The organism is Sphingobacterium haloxyli (genome assembly GCF_002980525.1).
GTDB lineage: Bacteria > Bacteroidota > Bacteroidia > Sphingobacteriales > Sphingobacteriaceae > Sphingobacterium > Sphingobacterium haloxyli.
Genome location: NZ_PVBQ01000015.1, coordinates 1 through 18,538, shown reverse-complemented (window position 1 = coordinate 18,538; position 18,538 = coordinate 1). Strand labels below are relative to the sequence as shown.

At 41.5% G+C, this 18,538-nt stretch carries 12 protein-coding genes; 1 reads left to right on the top strand and 11 read right to left on the bottom strand.

Annotation, left to right across the window (positions count from 1 at the left end; genetic code table 11):
* Window positions 1-173 precede the first annotated feature (173 nt).
* From C5745_RS15925 to C5745_RS15875, 11 genes are all read right to left on the bottom strand, one after another.
* Window positions 174-683, bottom strand: coding sequence for a hypothetical protein (locus C5745_RS15925; RefSeq protein ID WP_133166360.1), 510 nt, complete (start codon window positions 681-683; stop codon window positions 174-176).
* A 27-nt stretch (window positions 684-710) separates the two neighbouring features.
* Window positions 711-1,106, bottom strand: a complete 396-nt coding sequence (locus tag C5745_RS15920) for a hypothetical protein (protein ID WP_207795824.1) — start codon at window positions 1,104-1,106, stop codon at window positions 711-713.
* Window positions 1,107-1,225: 119 nt separating this feature from the next.
* Window positions 1,226-5,854 carry a DUF6443 domain-containing protein gene (locus C5745_RS15915; protein ID WP_165793110.1) on the bottom strand — a complete coding sequence of 1,543 codons (4,629 nt, stop codon included), beginning with the start codon at window positions 5,852-5,854 and terminating at the stop codon, window positions 1,226-1,228.
* Window positions 5,855-5,893: 39 nt separating this feature from the next.
* Window positions 5,894-9,205, bottom strand: a complete 3,312-nt coding sequence (locus tag C5745_RS15910; protein WP_105718003.1) for a DUF5977 domain-containing protein — start codon at window positions 9,203-9,205, stop codon at window positions 5,894-5,896.
* Between the two features lie 188 nt (window positions 9,206-9,393).
* Window positions 9,394-10,557: a type II secretion system F family protein gene (locus C5745_RS15905; protein ID WP_243403374.1), complete on the bottom strand. Its 1,164-nt coding sequence runs from the start codon at window positions 10,555-10,557 to the stop codon at window positions 9,394-9,396.
* 5 nt (window positions 10,558-10,562) lie between these two features.
* Window positions 10,563-11,045, bottom strand: coding sequence for a PulJ/GspJ family protein (locus C5745_RS15900; RefSeq protein WP_105718002.1), 483 nt, complete (start codon window positions 11,043-11,045; stop codon window positions 10,563-10,565).
* Window positions 11,026-11,403, bottom strand: a complete 378-nt coding sequence (locus C5745_RS15895) for a type II secretion system protein (RefSeq protein WP_105718001.1) — start codon at window positions 11,401-11,403, stop codon at window positions 11,026-11,028. Before C5745_RS15895 ends, C5745_RS15900 begins: the two co-directional genes overlap by 20 nt.
* Window positions 11,391-12,641 (bottom strand): hypothetical protein, encoded by a 1,251-nt coding sequence (locus C5745_RS15890; protein WP_105718000.1) that lies wholly within the window; start codon window positions 12,639-12,641, stop codon window positions 11,391-11,393. Before C5745_RS15890 ends, C5745_RS15895 begins: the two co-directional genes overlap by 13 nt.
* A 3-nt stretch (window positions 12,642-12,644) precedes the next feature.
* A complete protein-coding gene (locus C5745_RS15885) occupies window positions 12,645-13,301 on the bottom strand; it encodes a toxin-antitoxin system YwqK family antitoxin (protein ID WP_105717999.1) in 657 nt (218 codons plus the stop codon).
* Complete coding sequence (locus C5745_RS15880; protein ID WP_105717998.1) at window positions 13,298-13,801, bottom strand: hypothetical protein; 504 nt, start codon at window positions 13,799-13,801, stop codon at window positions 13,298-13,300. Before C5745_RS15880 ends, C5745_RS15885 begins: the two co-directional genes overlap by 4 nt.
* Complete coding sequence (locus tag C5745_RS15875; RefSeq protein ID WP_105717997.1) at window positions 13,788-14,159, bottom strand: hypothetical protein; 372 nt, start codon at window positions 14,157-14,159, stop codon at window positions 13,788-13,790. The genes C5745_RS15880 and C5745_RS15875 overlap by 14 nt, the downstream gene beginning before the upstream one ends.
* A gap of 322 nt (window positions 14,160-14,481) precedes the next feature.
* Here C5745_RS15875 and C5745_RS15870 point away from each other — a divergent pair, with 322 nt between their 5' ends.
* Window positions 14,482-18,147, top strand: coding sequence for a hypothetical protein (locus C5745_RS15870; RefSeq protein ID WP_105717996.1), 3,666 nt, complete (start codon window positions 14,482-14,484; stop codon window positions 18,145-18,147).
* Window positions 18,148-18,538 lie beyond the last annotated feature (391 nt).

Sequence of the window (18,538 nt, the reverse complement as noted above, 5' to 3'; positions counted from 1 at the left end):
TACATGCTGTTACCGTTGCTAACTCCAATGTAGTCATTTGAACAATACACCGTGTATCTTTTGGATTACAAGCACTTAAAAGTACTAAAAATGTAGTACTTATTATAAGTAAGTAAGTATTTCATCGTTTAAACAAATAGTTTTTATCCTTGTGATTGAGTTATCGAAACTGATTATTGTATTACCTTTATTTCCTTTCTGGTGCTGTATGCATCAGATTGTTCGTACACGTATTCTTCGTTCTTGCAATTGATGTTAAGCATCGACCGTATGCTGTCCAATCCCGATTCTGCTATATCATATACGCTTTTGTTAAAGCTTATCAAGTTATCCTTGTCGTTCATGCATATAAAACAAACTGGCACATTGTCTTCATAGAATACAATTTGGTTATATACAGAAAAGTTAAATTTGGGAGGTGGAATACGGACATCTCCTATTTTCTCTTTGAATGAATATTCTTTGACTTTCTTCATCAGTGACTCCCACACTTTCACCGATACACTATCGGGAGGTTCCAATGCGAAATATTCACTACTTTTATAATAGTCCGTAGCCAAATATTCACCAGCGGGACTAGCCTGAACAGGGTAATAATTGGAACAATAAGCGACTATTTTTCTCTCTTTTTGCTTGCAGCTTATTAGGAAGAAGAGAATAAAGGCGTATAAAGTTGTTTTCAAAAGATTTCTTCCATTAATAGTGACATATTAATTATTGTCCACCACATTTACCTCTCCAATGGAATAGTACGCGCCGTCCAAACGTGTCGGATCATTAAAATTACATTCTACCTTAAGTAAGTTTTTTAAGGCTCCAATATCTTCCTTATCAATTTTATATATGTTTTGATCAATACTGATTAATCCTTCTCTTTCGCCTAAGCAAACGAAAGATATAGGCTTTTCATTTTGATAAAACATGATTTGACAAAGCATACAAAGGTTATGTGGTTTGTAAACGTTGGTTATCTTACCGATTACTTGCTTCTCTCCAAAAGATTTGAAAATATCCATTGCCTTTTTCCATTCGGAAGAAGATATATCTTTTTTGATTTGTGTATCGAAGAACGTACTGTCTGATTTGTACATCTCACTTAGGTACATGCTGTTACCGTTACTAATTGCAATGTAGTTGTTTGAACAATATACCGTGTATCTTTTTGATTTTGGATTACAAGCACTTAAAAGTACTAATAATGTCGTACTTATTATAAGTAAGTATTTCATCGTTTCAAGTTATTATGATAGTTATTCCAAAAATCCGTTGAAAAAATAAATGGACCTCGTGTGTTACGATCTGGTGCATTTTTGATATCATTCAAAAACTGTTTAAAATCAAAAGCAGGGGTTTTGCTTATACTAGATATCGTTTTATTCCACTCCTTGATGCTGTTTACGTAGTACAATCTTGTTTGCTCATCCTTTTTAATATCTCCATTTGCAAAAGCTGTTTTTCTCTCGGCACCGGTAATAGTTTGAAATTCTTCCATATTTTGGTAATTGGGATGAGGCGAATGATCGTATCGTTCTATATACGCCTTCTTATCATCATTATAACCTTTTGCATGTCTAGCTTCATGTTCAAAGTTTATCGGACTGTATAACATTTTATCATTATGAGTTCTGCCAGCTAATGTAGGATTCCAATATATAGTGTTATTCTCTCTGTTGAAACCTATATTGTCAGCATTTCCAGCAAATTTTACTTTTATTTGGTAGTTTGGGGATCGAGCAATAGCTACAGTATTTTCACCAGCTCCAATTTTTTCTAAATGGCGGTACATCAGTATAAATTCCTGTACAAAAGCATCGTTCGGGGCGTCGTTATAATTCTTTCCATTGAACCGAAAAACGCTTTGATTATTATTATAATAGATCAAAAAATCTTCTCCATCAGGATCTATATACTTAATCGGGTTGTTTCCGCTATAGGTATAGGGAGAATACATTTTATAGTTCTCTGCTTGGGGATCAACCGTATTCCAGCGACCAATTTCCGGATCGTAGAATCTCGCGCCGTAATCGTATTCACCATCCCAGCTATACTGTCCTCCAAAGCTATGTTGTCCTATAGCCATCTCTTTTTGCATTTCCTTTCCATTATAAAGGTAATTATTTTCGTCGGATGTTAATATTCCTTTTTTCTTTCCAAAAGCGTAGTAGTCCTGCTGCTGCATGATCTCCGGTTGCATTGCGGATGTGCCTCTCCTTATCACAGTGCGCACATTCCCTAGGTGATCTTCTAAATAATAATAGTATTTATAAGTACTTCCATCTTTGAGCAGGTATCCTTCTTCTGTGCCGATGCGATCGATTTCTCTTAGCCCATTGTTTCCGAGCTTAACGTATTCAATTTCGGCGACGTAATCCCTAAATTCGATATTGCTTCCAGCGCTGGTTTTCTTTTGGAGCTTAATTCCCTCGGACGAGTATGTGTAGTCGACTCTGCGATCACTTCCAATTATAGCTTGCGGAAGATTTAGATGATTGTAGGTAATGACCATCCCGGTGCGGTCTTTGGTAGCGTTTCCATTTGCGTCATAGAGAAAATTCGCGGTTATACCACCTGATAGACTTTTCAACTTGTTGTTTTTATAAGAATATTTTATGGCTATCCCATCTCTAGTCAGTTCCTGTATATTCCCAGTATTATCATACTCGATTATTTCGTTCATTGATGTGCCCGAAGTTATGGCACTTGTAATCCTGTTCAAATCATCGTATTTATAGACAATATCCTTCATTGGATCGGTATGGCTAAAGCGCCAATGCTGTTCGCTGATATTACCATTATATTGCGGTATTGCGCCTTGTAAGGACGTAGAGTCGTATTTTAAAACCTGGTTATATAGGGGGGAAGTAATACTTTTCGTCCAGCCGCGTTCATTGTAACCATAATTGATAGTTGTTAAGAAATCCGTTTCATTTTCACTGTGCAACTTTTTTGATTTTAGTTGGCCAATTTCATTATACACGAGACTGCTTTGGATGATTTCATTTTGATTATTAATCTTTTTCCGAACCAAAGATAATCTACCTGCGTGATCATACGTGTTTGTTGTAAATATTGTTGTGGTAGTTCCATCTGAAGGTTTAAATTCTTGTGTACTGGAGAGCAGTTCCCCTGAGAAATTATATGTATTTGTCATGACGTCCACGCCTCCGATATGGTTTTGTGCAACCACTTGTGCTATGCGTCCTCTATCATCGTAATATTGAACGGTCAGCATGGGTAGGGAGCCATCTGTTGTCCGTCTGAGGTATCCTGTTTGAAGGGAGTTTGTAAATTCACTTTTTATTATGTTCGAAGGTTGCAATGTTGAGAGATTAGCATTTTGAAAAGTGTAATCATCATAATAGTTGACAAAGAGCTCAAGCATCTGGTTTGCGGTGTTTGGGAATGCTAGGTTTGAATATTCAGCGGTTCCTTTCGGTCTGTCTTCCCAGAGCGGTGAGACGTTTTCTACCAGTGCCCTAACACTGTTGTAAAGAGTATCGATGGTATTGGTATAGATTCCTTTGGAAGCGATCCTTCCCAATGCGTCGTATTTGAGGTAATTCCATTTTTTCTGTTGTCTCAAGTTTGCATCTCGGGTTAAAACAAGTTTATCGTTTTTATTGTAGATATATTCTTCCAAGCCTTTCCCGGGCATTCTCTTTTCAATCAGTCTTCCCAATTCGTCGTACTTATAACTATATACATGATATAAAAATGTAGTATCCGAGAAATTTTCGAAGAAACTTGTAACCGTCACATTTGGAGGAATTACAAATCGGAGTCGCTTGAGGTTATCATAAACATAATAGGTGTTAAGCGGTGTAGTGTTATCATAGATTTTTTTTAATATAATACGTCCCTCGATATCCTTGTACTCTTCATATGACCCGGCTTGTTGTGCGTTTGGAACATTTTCGTCTCTTACTGTTGTCTTAGTTAATTCACCAGATAAATAATGGCCGTTCCCACTCACGAGGTTAGTGGCAGTATTTACTGTCCACTTTTTCACTTCATTTGTTTTATTCGTAGCATATTGCTGAGATACTGTATGCCCAGTGCCAACTGTTTCCAAGGGTTGCCATACCCCCCCAGGTGCACCTTTTTCCAGCTCTCTATTCAGTGGACTTTTTTCAAAAATTGTTCTAGAATATGGGTAGGGAGTTTTTGCAACATGGGGATCCCATGAGTTATAAGAATTGTAAAAGTTGGCTAAGGCGGTTTTGGCGTTCTCATTGTAATTTCCATTGCCTAATGTCTCCGCATAAGGTAAGTATTCGAAAGCCACCCGCCCGAAGTTGTCATACTCGTGATACTGTACAATATCCTTATATTTAGGACTACCTTGCCACTGAATGGTCTGAATAAGACGTCCGAATCCATCATAGTACTGAATGTTACGGTTTACTTTTGTAACGGGTTGCCCAGTAAGTTGGGATATGCTCGTAATTCCACTATCACGTACGGTCGTCTCGATAATATAGTTTCGAGCCCCATTCGGACGGTACAAAACACTATCGACAACCGAGAACGAAACCGTCGTTGTATTTTGACCAATGTGATTATAGGCCGTAACTTCGTAATTTCTCACCGGGACTAGGCCAAAAGGAGTACCACTAATCACACCGTTTGCATCTATATTGAGCCCGGCCGGCAAAACGGGTGTAACAGCATAAGACTTATTCTCGTATTTGCGGAGGTATCCCAGATGTCCACTTTCATCCGTAACTAAGAGCCCTCCGTCATTTCCCCATAATACACCTATGGGATAAGAAAAACTGACATCAAATGCCCCGCCGTCTCCGGTATAACCATATCCTCCCTTTGAAAGGGTTATTGCCTCGGGGGAAGACGTGACCTTCCGTATCCGGGCGTCCTGTTGTATAAGGTAGATATCGTTCGTCTCCTTGTCGATCGACAAACCCTTCGGACCATTAAGCCGAGCAGCTATCCCGATACCATCCTGAGTTGAGGCTATCCCTGCAATCCCGATATATGTTGAGACATATCCTGAAGGGGTAATCTTTCGGATAACGTTGTTATGTGTAACATAGATGTTGCCATCTGAATCAGTATCAATACGGTTACCATATTCACTAATATCGCTAAAATTAAATCTTGCGGAGGCTCCCTGTCCGTCTACGGTGCCCGGATTAGCATTACCGGCCAATGTCGAAACCACTCCCAAGCGCGTAACCTTCCTTATCCGGTGGTTGGCACCGTCCATAACATAAAGATTATCATCCTGGTCAATTGCGGTACCGCATGGCCAATTAAAACGAGCGGCCCCGCCTGACCCGTCGGCATATCCACCAACTCCGGAAAGACCGGCGAGCGTTATTACCGCACCATTGGGTGCGATCCTCCGGATGATATGGTCCTCTTTTTCACAGAAGTAAATATAACCCTGGGAATCCATGACCATTCCGACAGGATATCTAAATGAAGCTGCGGCTCCTATTCCGTTGGTTACACCGGAGGTTCCACTTCCCGCAATAAATGTCACATGTCCCGAAGGGGTCATCTTTTTTATCGTTTTGGTACCGTCATCGTAAAAATAAAGGCTACCGCTGGGGTCATACACCATTGCAGAAATGAACCCAAAAGCCATATCCGGTGCATATCCCTGGGTCTGACCGCCAGGACCCGTCTGATTTCCTGCGACAGTTTTAATATACCCGTTAGAATAGACCGCCCCTCCGGTATTCGTAGGGGAATAGCTGAGCGGTTGCCCAGCTATAATCTCAGCAGGTATATGATAGCTTATTGAAGGAGCTGACTGTCCAAAGCACAAAGAAAGATAGGACGGTGCTGTTACCATCAATACACAGGTCACAAAAAAAACTTTCATTTTCATAAAGCGGTATAATATTTTTGAAGCTTTCATATCCATTTTCTAATTAAACTCCAATTCAACTATCAACGCACCCCCTGCAACAAGCTGTACTTGATTAAAACTGGAGTTTCCGGTTCCGCTTAGTCCTAACGTTGGAAGCTCAAAAGTATACTGACTAGGATTCGTAACGGTAATATGAGTATCTACACGATAGACTCCCGGAGGAATATTGCTATAAATCGCAGTTCCACCGGCATCTTCGGGAAGCAAGTATGTCCCTATCTGTACCGTTCCCTGCCACAAGCTGATGGATACATTGGGAAGATCCTGCTCCGTGTTATTATAAAGAATCAATGTCGAAGTCGGAGGAGTGGGGGTGCTACAGGAGCCGTACTGGTTTGCGAAGGATTGACCATTCGCATCAATATCATCTTGTGCTTGCGCGTCGGCATCTTCCTGGGAAACTGTAGATGTATATTTTCCTGCCGGAACAATATAGGTAACATCACTACCGTTTTGACCCGTAGGGCAATTGTTCTTCTTGAAATCTTGTCTTTTGACAATATTTTTAAATATTGTTAGTGGAGGAGAACAATCAACATGCTCGCCGGCATAATTGTAGCAGTAGGTCTTGATAATGTGCCCGCTGAAATCCTTTACGGCGGATAGTCGTCCAAAACCATCATATTCATAATGTTCCGTAATGCCTCTAGCATCTGTTCTGCTGGTCATACCGACGAGTGGTTTATAGGTATATGTTGTCAACTGCGCGCCTTGGGGGTATACCCGAACTTCATCTATGCCTTCTCCTTCTGTCAGTACCATATTATTTATGTACGGTTTGCTTATGCTTTCCCAATTCCCAGATGTTGTTAGATATTTATAATCTATGATGTAGTTTCTTGTATTAGGTTTTATAAATGGAACGGTGAAATCGCCTAATCGATACTTTTCTCCGACGGCCGTTGGTAATGATAACGCTGAATTTAGCTCTTCAAAACTTTCGTAATAAAATTCGTCTCTTTTGCAATTTTCAACTTTTGCAACAAGATTAATTCCCGTAGGATCGTATCTATAGGCTATTGGAGCTTCATTTAAATTTTGGACTTCAATGGGATTCCCGAATTGATCAAAGTCATGCACAACGCTTTTTTTAATAAAGTTGGCATCTTTTGATGTGAGCGATATGTTATTAAACACGCTCTGATGGACGCTTGATAATGGCAATTTACTCAATTTATAAGTTTCACTGGGAGTTAGCTGAGAAGCGTTAGAAAAATTGAGAAGTTCCCCCTCAGCAATTAGGGCGCTTTCATCATATTTAATATGTGTTTCTACGGCTGTTTTCCTGTTTTTTAATAAAGGGAGCGAAAAGTTATGTGGATATTTGATGAGCATAGTTTTTCCAAGACCATTCTGAGTATGTTCAGAAATTTCCTTTGGTAAAAACTCATAATCGCCAGGGCTAACGTACGCTTCATATTTGTATTCCTTGTTTATAACCAATGAATCCAGAGGACTTATCTCACTATTACTCTCAAAGAAAGAATGACGATCTGTTATAGAAAGAGGGCGAATTTTTGTTGGTTCAATGTTTGCCAAATAGCTCGAAACAGTAGAAGTACCAGGGTATTGATAGTAATAATGGAAAGTCTTGGGGTTTCGGATTAATTCGTTGTTCATTGTAAGTTCTTTAACCACGCGAGTGCTCGTGGAACCAACTGTTTCTAAAGCCTTAATATTCCTGATATTACCATTTGCATAGTCATATTTAGCCATCGCAAAAGTCGAATGGCTTGAGGAAGGGGGATAGGTTGTCGCATTATTTATAAAATAATGCTCGGTTTTAATTGTTTCAGCCGGAACTAGCGGATTTTCTTCTATCACGGTAACCATATCATAACCAACAATCTGTGTTTGGTAGACCGGTGCGAACCAATTGTCTTCTGTAGAATATCGATACCAAGGTGAACCTGGTTCTGCGGTAACTTCAAATCGATAGGTACTGTGAACTTTCCCGCTAGACGTCCCATTGGGATACTTGTAGTCGTATCTTTTTCTTCTCGATATTTCATTAGCATTTTCCCAGTGCTCGATTGAGGCTACACGGGCACCTAGATGTTTATGGTGTATATCCGTTAACGTATTCCCGTAACTGTTTCGTTCATATTGGATTTTGGTTAATCCTCCCGTCGGATGTTTTATCTCTTTTAAAGCGGCGGAAACAACATTTAGGGAATCATAACCAAAATACTTATAAGTACTATTTTTATTTGGAAGATTTGAGGGGTCGTAGGTGAAAAGATATTTCTTTGCTTGTTCAAGTCTTGTTCCGTATAACGTTAACCCATCGAGTTTTAATCTTTTTGATTTATAGTCAATGTTGTCTGTGCCCACAAAATAAGAATGATTCAGTAATCCAGCTCTTATAAGTTCATTCTTTCGGTTATAAACTTTTATTTCACCCAGTTTTCTGGCAGAAGACGTTCCGCTCTTTCTATGGAGATCTGTTCGGTCTGTATAACTAAAATATATCTCGCCTTCTGCCCAGGTGATTTTATCTAGACAAACTTCATCCATTAAATACGTATTGGTAATTTCAAAAGTGTTCGAGACCGGTGTTCCCCCAAGACTATATCCCCAGAAATAGCTATTTGTTATAACATTTTTCAATTTTAAGCTTTGTGATATATAACTAAAGTGTATTTCACTGTTATTCTGTAATGTTATTTTTCGGATGTTCCATTGAGTAGTGTAATTGTCGTTTTCGTTTTTTTGTGTATTTACACGTTGGGAAAATGTATATTGTACACCGTCCATCGTTTCTGCAATAATCTCGTTGGCAGGGAAATAATATGTTATAGTTCTGATTTTACCGGTATTGTTCAAAATTTCGGCAGTTTTTGTACCTGATGTGGCTGTATTTTGTGTCGAGGGAGAAAAGATAAACTGAGCACTATAATTTGGTATATCGATTGTGAAGACATCCGGTATATCCGTTTTATCGATATTTCTGTCTGCCGTGGGAATGAAAGCAAATCCAGATGTCTGATCGAAATCATCTTCCCCTAGAACGCTCCTATTGATTGAAGGAATGTTCAAGCTCCAATGTAGTCCTACCTGAGACGCCTCGTCGCCGTAACGAAGTCCGTTGTACGAATACACAAAGTCTATAGGGAGCTCATAACCAAAAAGATGTACTTCGTAAAATGGAACTGTATAATTCATCGATCCAGAATGCATCGCCACTTCTGGAGTGAAGAAACTACCTATAGAAGCCATAGTAGGAATTTGTGGATTCGATTGCGTCATTTGTGCATTTCCACGACTAATCATAAAAAGTATAATGGTAAACAAAATGATTTTTTTCATTTAAAGTTGGTTAATATGGTTGTCACTTATATGTAATACTTCCTAAAAGTATTCATATTTCTTTTTATTTTAAAATAATATTTACAATTAATCGTGACCTGATGCAGAAAGATTATAAATCAGGTATCCTTCTCTCAGTATCGAGACGATACGGATAGCATTAATTTGATAGCCCTAATGTAATTCTATTAAAAACTATTACTCATCTGGAACATCGGCAGATACATCGCTATCAAGATCAGTCCGACAACCAGCCCTAAAAAGATGATAATAAGCGGTTCCAGGACAGTGGAAATCGTCGACGTTTTGTATTCCACCTCTTCTGTAAGCTGGTTGGCTATCTTCTCGAAGAAAAACTCGAGGCGGTTCACCTCTTCGCCTACGCGGATCAGCTGGATGATCTTTGGCGGATAGAAATCGAAACCGGCCAAGCTTTCGTGGAGCGATTTACCTCGTACAATCGCCTGCTCGGTTTGCTGCATAGACTGCTGGATAGGATAGAAATCGGTCATCTGTTCCACCAACTGTATAGCGTATAGGAGCGGCGTATTGGTTCCCACCAAAAGGCGCATGGTATTGGCAAAGCGGGCGAGGTGTATTTTGCGGACGATCTCACCGGCGACGGGTATCTTCAGTATAATAACGGAAGACCATTTGCGGTACCACAGCTTCTTGCGGTTAACGTACAAAAATACGATGAGCGTAGTTAGGAGAAGTACGCCCCACAGAAAGGTACTATCTATAAAATTAGAAATCCGTAAGATAAAAGCGGTGATCCAAGGGAGCTCACCTCCAAAACGCGTAAAAACATCGGCAAACATCGGCACAACAAACTTCAGCATAAAAAACACCGCACCTAAAGATGTGCAAAGCACGATGATCGGATAAGTCAATGCCGATATAATCTTACGACGTTGGGCAATCTTACTCTTGTAGTATAACGCCAGTTCACGGAGTACCTCGCCCAACTTTCCAGTTTCTTCCCCGATACGGATACTCTGGAACTCGTAGTTGCTGAACTTTCCACTTTGTTGTATCGCAGCCGATAGGGTAGCGCCTTTGACTACCTCATCCCGAATACCCGTAAACGTATCAGCTTCTTTACCTTTCTTTTGATCGATGAGTACCAGATCAAACGCGGTGCGGATATCGATGCCCGACAGTAGCAATGTGCTAAACTCCAGATAAAACTCCTCCTTCTTTCGGTCGGCGAGCTGTCCGTTCCCGAAGGAAATATCCCGGTTCAACCATGCCATGATATCAAAACCTGCATTGCTCTCCGTCTCCGCTGTTGAAACCGCCCGGGCTTTGTTCTTTTTATAGGATGAAATATCAATTTTCGGCATGGTCATGTCAGTTACTGTTCCGCAGGTAAATTTATTAAATTTTCAGCACTATATTCCTTTCGGAACACAAAAGGATAGCGCCCATTCCCCGTCTGCAGCTCAAACTGACAGGCCTCGACAATCTCCTGGGGCAAATCTCGCATATATGCTATCGTTAGGTGTTCCGGCTTTCCATAAAGCGTATCGGTAGCTATGTCTTGTTGAGTACGTATCAGTGCAGAATCCAAAATAATATACTGTGTCTGCCGGTTGCTCTGGTTTAGTATCAAGGTGTTGTCGATAAACCGGATCTCATCCGCTTCCATAAATTCCCTTTGCATGCGGTGCTGGAAAAGTTGCAACTGAAAAGCCGTCTGTTTTTCGCGCTGTTGCGCTTCGCCCATCTGAGTGAAGGTACGTAGGACATAAAAAGCGATGCCCATGCAGACCGCGGCAATCAGCATAGCGATGGTCATTTCCAGTAGCGTAAAAGCTTTATAGCGTGTCCTCATCATCGACCGGAAGGATTAAGATTAAACTGTCTAAAAGCTTGTTATGCTCGATGTCATAAGCGTAAAACCGTATCCGCTTACGATCCGCGTAGGGCGTGAGTTCCTCTTCTACCTCATAGGCAGCAACCTGGGTTGTTCTGATTTCTTGCGTACCGAAGTCGTTGCTAAGGAAGGCATTGCCGAGTTGCTTTAGCTCCGCCCGTACTACTGTCTGGCGGTTGCTGGTAGAAGCAGTGACCAATCGTGTAAATAGCATCATCCCTGCTGCAAATACAGCTAGCAGTATGATCAGTGCAATCAATACCTCCACCAAGGTCGAGGCCTGGAATGATGGGTTACGGTATCTACTCAATTTAGCCATTTTACGATTTTTTGTGGTGCAGGCTTATCTGTAGTCCAGAAGAACGGAGCTATATAATAGGGGTGGAGCTTATTGCGTTCCAGGTTCAGGCTGATGAGGTAATTCTCATAGAGGGAGCTCGGTCGCTGGGTAATCAAGCGATAGGCGTATACACCACCGTTGATGGTCATCGGGTCTGTATACTTAAGTAGCCCAAAGCTGATCAGCTGACCTTCCACCGTTACATTCTTTTGGAGTTCCAATAAATCCATCTGGTCGGGTACGTCCGCTCGGTGCAGTAGCACCATCCCTTGTATCCGGCTGTTTTCCCCGATTGATATCCTTAGTGGGTCATTTAAGCTATCGGCTGTTAAAAGCCCTAAAACAGAGGGGTAGCGTAACGCAACGTTTTTGCCCACCGTTAGGGAATCAAATGCAAAAAACTGTCCCTTTCCTGTAAAATCATCTTCCAGTTTGATGTGCGGTGCGATAACAATGGCGTCTTCCCATATGGTCTGCGCCGAGATATGGATGGAGGAATCGGCCAAGATTACCAAATTGCCCGATACGGAATCCGCAAACAGTGAAGAAGCAACAGGGAAACGGTAATAGCGCGTCGTTTCAAAAAAAGAATGGCGCAAAGAACCGTTCGACGGTATATCGGCGCTTTCGAGGAGGTTTTCTTTGTATCGTGATTTAATAACGTCGATGCGCTCGGTGTCATAAGCCGGAAGCGCTTGGCCGCTTTCCTTGATCTGGCCGTCGACCATTTCTTCTATGCCCTGATAGTATTCTCCGTCGACAAACGCCGGCCGAATACCCGATTGGGGTAGGAATGCCGTACCTTGTATAACGGTCTTGCCGCTGATGGAGAGCGGACGGTCTTCATCTACAATATACAACACGGTCGAATCTTTTGGCTGCACACCCGATAAAAAGCTACGCTTTAACGTATCCTCACCGCGCCAACTATGCACAGTTACAGCATCTAGAAATCCCCATTGTTTCTTTCCGATGCGTAGGCTGTCGCGCAGGGTAATCGGCGATAGCATTAAGCTGTCTCCTTGTTGAGTATAAGGAAAATAAGTGGAGAGTGCCAGGGAAGTGCCTGCGTCCATATCCTGTTTTAATGCGTCCCAGCGATCGATTTTTTGTTGCTGCCCACGGTAAAAAAAATGGAGATAAATTAAGCTTCCTAAAACCACCGTGATGACCAGTGTAATGACCAAAACAAGATGTAGTGCAGAGGCTTTAACCATCGTTTATTCGACTATATTGCCATCGTCCGGTTTTCTATGGAAGATATTGTTCCATGTCCGTTCAAAAAATTGCCCTGTACGTCGGAAGAGATTGGCCTGGGTATATTCCTCCCGGCTCATCTGTGTTCCCCGGTCGTAATAATTCCAGTGGTAGCTACTGTCCCCGGAATCAAATGCCCATACCTTGCCGTGCCATTTACCCGCTTTCATCTTTCCCCGCAGCAATAGGTTGCCCTGCTCGTCATAGTGGCGAGCGTTGCCATCTTGTAGACCCTTTCTCCAACGTTCTTCCTTCACCAAGCGATGGTTCGGACGCCATTCTTTCCAAACGCCATTGGCAAGCCCTTTTTTATAGGTTCCCTGCAATAGGAGCTGTTTGTTCGCAGCATAACGGTTATAATTACCGTGCAGCAGTTTTCCCGTATAGCCCCCTTGGGTCCGCTGTACCCGTTGCGACTGGTACCAATGGTAAAGCCGATGCGATTTTGCTTTTGTGGTTTTTGGTGTCACCGTAAATACCTCCTTTTCACCATTATCATGGTTAATGGTGATGCGGTTTTGTATCTGTTCCAGTAAATCCATTTCCGATTGTGCATAGCTTCCCTGCACCGTTAGTAGAAAACAGGAGAGGAGAAGGCTATACGGAATATACACTTTCATTGCTTGGTTATCGTAAGGGTTTGGTAATCTGTTTTTATCTCTATATCGGTTGGGTTGACGTTTACAAGTGTTACCCCATCAATCTGTTCTTTTGGATGCATGTAGTACTGCCTGCCGTTAATCTGTATCAGGGCTATACGTTGTTTTTGGCTTTCGTTTTCGATATAACCAAGGTATTGTACATCCATAGCCGGCGCATAGGCTAGCGGATCGTAAGGTTCTTGATACACCTGATATTCACCGTCGGATACTGGTTCTTCCGTAACCAATTCCACCAGTTGGTCTTCTGCGGAAAAGGGTGAATGATACAAGGTGTCGTATTCCAGTGAATCCTTCCAGCGGTAATAGGAGAGATCGCTCTCCACGACAGGTCGTACAGCTAGGGTTGGCATATTACCATCGTCTCCGCTCACTTTTACCAATATCGTGTAGACGACATAGCCCCAGATACCGATTACGAGCGCCAAAAGAACATATGTCATCGCCTTATTGTTCTTCATCTTTATCGATCCTTAACGTTCTTTCCTGCTTGAACAATCCCACGCTGCCATCATTCTCTGGCCTAACTCGCCAGGCATAATTGCCTGCTTTTAATTCCAGCGTCAGTTGGTTGGTCAGTACGACGGAGTCGGCTATCAACTGTTCGGTTTTCTCAAAATCGGGACGTACCAGTTGCAAACGGTAATATTTGGCATCTTCGTGCGTTTCCCACCAAAACGTGAGTACCGTATCCTTGGATGCAATACCATCGGCAGGAGCCAAAAGCTCCACATGCTCTTTCTCCAAAGGGTATTCTATAAAGTCAGCGCATGAACAACAGATAAGGCTAATAAATGCACCAATAGCAACTTTCTTCATAATGACATTAGTTATGGAGTAAATATAGGGAAAATTGGGAAATGCGTGGAGACATGGCGGAAAAATAATGAGGAAAGCGTTTTGGGAATAAGTTGGTAAGGAACTAATTCAAAATGGTGTTATTAACAACTTTCTTAATAATTTATAAATTATTATATTGATTTTCAGATGTTTGTATTTTTTATTCTTACAACTGTTTTCACGTTAGGTTGAATTGTTTATGTTTGGGTTGATGAATTGTATACTAGTGCATCTTAGATAATAACTAACACATCTTTTTTATCGTTTAGCAGTTAAACCACCCGTTATTTATAAATTAATCATGAAGATCAAAGCCAATTATAGAATTTTAATCCTGATGTTCCTGATAGCTTTTCCTAGGACACTGGTTAAAGCGCAAGGACTTGACTATACTAGAGTGAGTATCTCTTCTCCAAATTCGGCGTCACTTGGAAAATTTGCAGATATACCTGTTAATAAGCATACTGGTGTACCTGTTATTAATATTCCTCTCTATACAATAGAGTCTGGTGCTTTACACCTTCCGATTTCATTAAGCTATCATGCAGGAGGGATAAAAGTAACAGAATCTGCCAGTTGGGTGGGAACAGGTTGGGCATTAAATGCTGGCGGGATGATTACTAGGACTGTTAGAGGGATACCAGATGAAGGGGTTAATTCTCATAAAGGCCAGTACGGGCATTATACAAATTATGGATACAGTAACTATCTTACTCTGACAGGCGACGGTGGAAGGACGTACGATAGGTTCTTTGAGACTGGAGAAAGAGATGGGGAGCCAGATCTATTTACATTTAATTTTAACGGTTATTCAGGAAAATTCTTTTTTAATGATGACCGAACAGCGGTTATTGTTGAAAATAATGATGATCTCAAAATTGAGGCAAATTTTAGATTAGCCAATAACGGGGGGATATTGGGGATGCAGCAAAATATTCAAGGCTTTACTGTAACTACGAAAGAGGGAACAAAATATTACTTTGGAAAGCATTCCACGGAGCTACCTGAGGCAGGCTATGTGTATCCGATTGAGGTCACTAGAAGATATACATTTAACAATGGCTTATCTAGTGACGTTGTATTCTCTAGTTGGTATCTAACGAAAATCGAGTCATTTGATAGAGTCGATAAAATAGACTTACTCTACGTGTCAGAAAAATACAGTGTATATAATATAGGACTTTTTCCGATATTTAATGTTGATCAGATTCAACTACAAAAAGGGCATGAATTGGTGCGGGATTATTTTGATGGTGTGCGCTTAGCTAATATCACGTTTAACAATGGTGAATTGATTTTTAAACCCGGAAATGTTGCACGCTTAGACTTATCGGGAAATAGTAATGCAGGTGGTTACGGGTTTACTGAGTCCGTTAATACCGAAGCGAAAGCCCTAGACGAAATAGAAATTAGGACGCATAGTGCTGCTATCTTTAAGAGAATTAAATTTTACACAAGTTATTTTGAAGATCAATTTGGTCAATTGGGTGCAGGGTTAGATCGTTACACCGGTTCAACGATAGTGTCAGATAAAAAAAGACTTAAGCTGGACAGTTTAGTTGAATGCGGATCTGCAAACGAGCGCTTTTCCCCATATAAATTTGTCTATGAAAGTAGCTTTCTTTCTAGAAGATTGTCTTTAGGTCAGGACCATTGGGGATTCTATAATGCGGAAACTACCAACACTACTTTAATCCCGACCATTACGAAAAACATCTATACCGAGCATTATCGTGGCGCTAAGCGAGATGCTAAGTGGCCGCATATGAAAGGCGGTACAATAAAGGAAATCGTGTATCCAACAAAAGGTTCTGTAGTTTTCGATTTCGAACCGAACAAGGTATATCTAAATACCGTGAAACACAGTTTAGAGTATGCCCACGGTTTTCATGTGGGAATGGATGGGAGCTATTCAAAGGTTTGGGACAATATACAGTTTACGGGAAATGCTAAATATCAAGTGATTTATAGAAATGATGCCAGTGAAGGCATAGGAGGTTCTCAAATAGCTAGTTATAATTTAAAAAATAAAGCGACCGGGGTAACTGTCAGTAGTGTTTCAGTAGGTGCAGGAGAAACAGTTACTTCTACTGTAACGATACCTCCCGGGACTTATACACTCAACATGTTTAGAGACAGTAGGAACGCAAGTACCGGCGCGTATCTTTCCTTTTCTAAGTATGTTTCCGCGGATGTTCAAGATCCTATTGTTGGGGGGCTACGGGTTAAAACTATAACTAAAAAATCGGGTACTGGTGGGGCGGACATAATTGAAACTTATATGTACGAGACTAACGGTCGTTCTACAGGTTATTTGTATGAAAGGCCTCGTTACATACAGAGTCTCAGAAATGACGTTGTGAAGATCTATGGTTTCCGTTCAGGAGAAGGAGTGGACAATACACCTAATCTGCATCCCAACGGGTGTCTCGCGGTCGAAGGTCCAAATCTCAGTGTTCCCCACATGGTGGCACCCTATAGTGTCGCGCCAATGTCGAACTATCAAGGGAACCACGTGGGGTATGATGAGGTTACGGTATCATATAATAACAATGCGCAAGGAAAATCAGTGTATCGATATTACAACACTAACCCATGGGAACGCGAAACAACGAAATTTGCCTATACGGATGTATCATTTCTATGTGATCCCTTAGCCCCAAATTTTCCCGCTGCACCCATCCCTTTTCAATTTCAACGTGGTCAACTAAAGGATGAAGACCATTTTGACAGCGAAGGTAAATTAAGAAAAGCGGTAACCTATCTCTACTCATATGATAGTACTAAAGTTTTTACGCCTGCTCTCAAGGTTGAGCGTGGAGTGCTTACTGAATATACATTGCGAGGCTACTTTAAGAAAAGGATTGAGACAATAACAACAGTGAATGGTTCTGGTCCAAACGAACGTGTTGTGGCGATAGACACATTCTTTTTCGAGAGTCCATATCATCGTCAAATGACAAAGAAAAGTATTGATAATAGTGAAGGTAGAAGGATTACGAATTATAAGTATGCTTTCGACTTTAGGATGCCCCAGGCAGATGCTATTTCTGATGGTTGGACAACATATGTTAATGCTTGCCAAACTTGTGAAATTCAGCATCAACAGCGGACCACTACGTGCGGAAACGACTACAATTGTATATTTAGGTCTTTCCATCAAATGCGGGAATGTAAAGCGGCTGCTCGGCAATTGTATATTACCCGTCGTAGGACCAACTTTACAGAACAGAATAGTCTTTATAAATCAGTATTTGCGGGAAATAAGCAAAATGCAGATAATTTGCTCAAACCGATTTGGGAATTACATGATTGCTTCACTAATGTTCCAATAGAGACGGTTGAAAGCAAAAAAGGAAAAACTATTAGCGCGGTTTTTAATCGGTATGCTTTTTTTCCTTCTTCTAGCGTTAATCATGTTTATCCCACAGGCGTTATGTTACTTGAGCTTTCTCAGCCTAGCTCGCAGTTTATCAACTCGACAAATAATAATCTCAATATAACCCTTGATACTAGATATAATGAATGGTTGACTCTCAAATTTAATAACGGGAGGATAGTGCAGTCAAGGGAAAAATCGGCTTCGCCAGTAGTGTATCTTTGGGGTTACGGAGGCCAGTATCCTGTAGCTAAGATCGAGAACGCCACATATACCGAAGTATTGACAGCCCTTGGCGGAGGCTCAACTCCCGCACACCACAGCGCGGCCACTACAATACTCAACAACTTGAGCCTGTCTACCGTAAGTGAGGCCATGGTCAATACTTACGTCCAGACAATTAGGGCTAATCTGCAAAAATCGCGGGTCACCACCTACACCTACAAACCATTGGTAGGCATGACGAGCATGATCGATCCGCGGGGCATCACGGAATACTACCAGTATGACGGCTTCCAGCGCCTGAAGGACGTGCTGGACTTCGATAAGAACGTGCTTCGGAACTACCAATACCATTATAGACCTTAAATTGACCATATTATGAAGCTAATTAAGCTGCTATCCGTCCTCTCTATATCTTGTAGCTTCCTGGGGCATGTCCATGGCCAGCGTGACACCCTGGAAGCACATCTGTACAGCCAAAGCCATAGGACGACGCTGCAAACCCTTTCCGTTCCGTCCGGACAGGCGATACAGCCCATGGCAAGCAGTGCGCCGGCCATCAGCTACGGTTCACCACGCATCGTATCGGTGAACCAGCAATTCGACTGGAGTCCGTCGAATAGTGGAGGAGGTGCGGAATTTGGCGTGACCGTCGAGCAGACCCTCACGGGCTATTACAATCCGATGAGTTCGATCTGCGCGCCTGACGGTACACTTTATATTGCCAATGCGGGCTACCATTCCATTATGAAGCGTA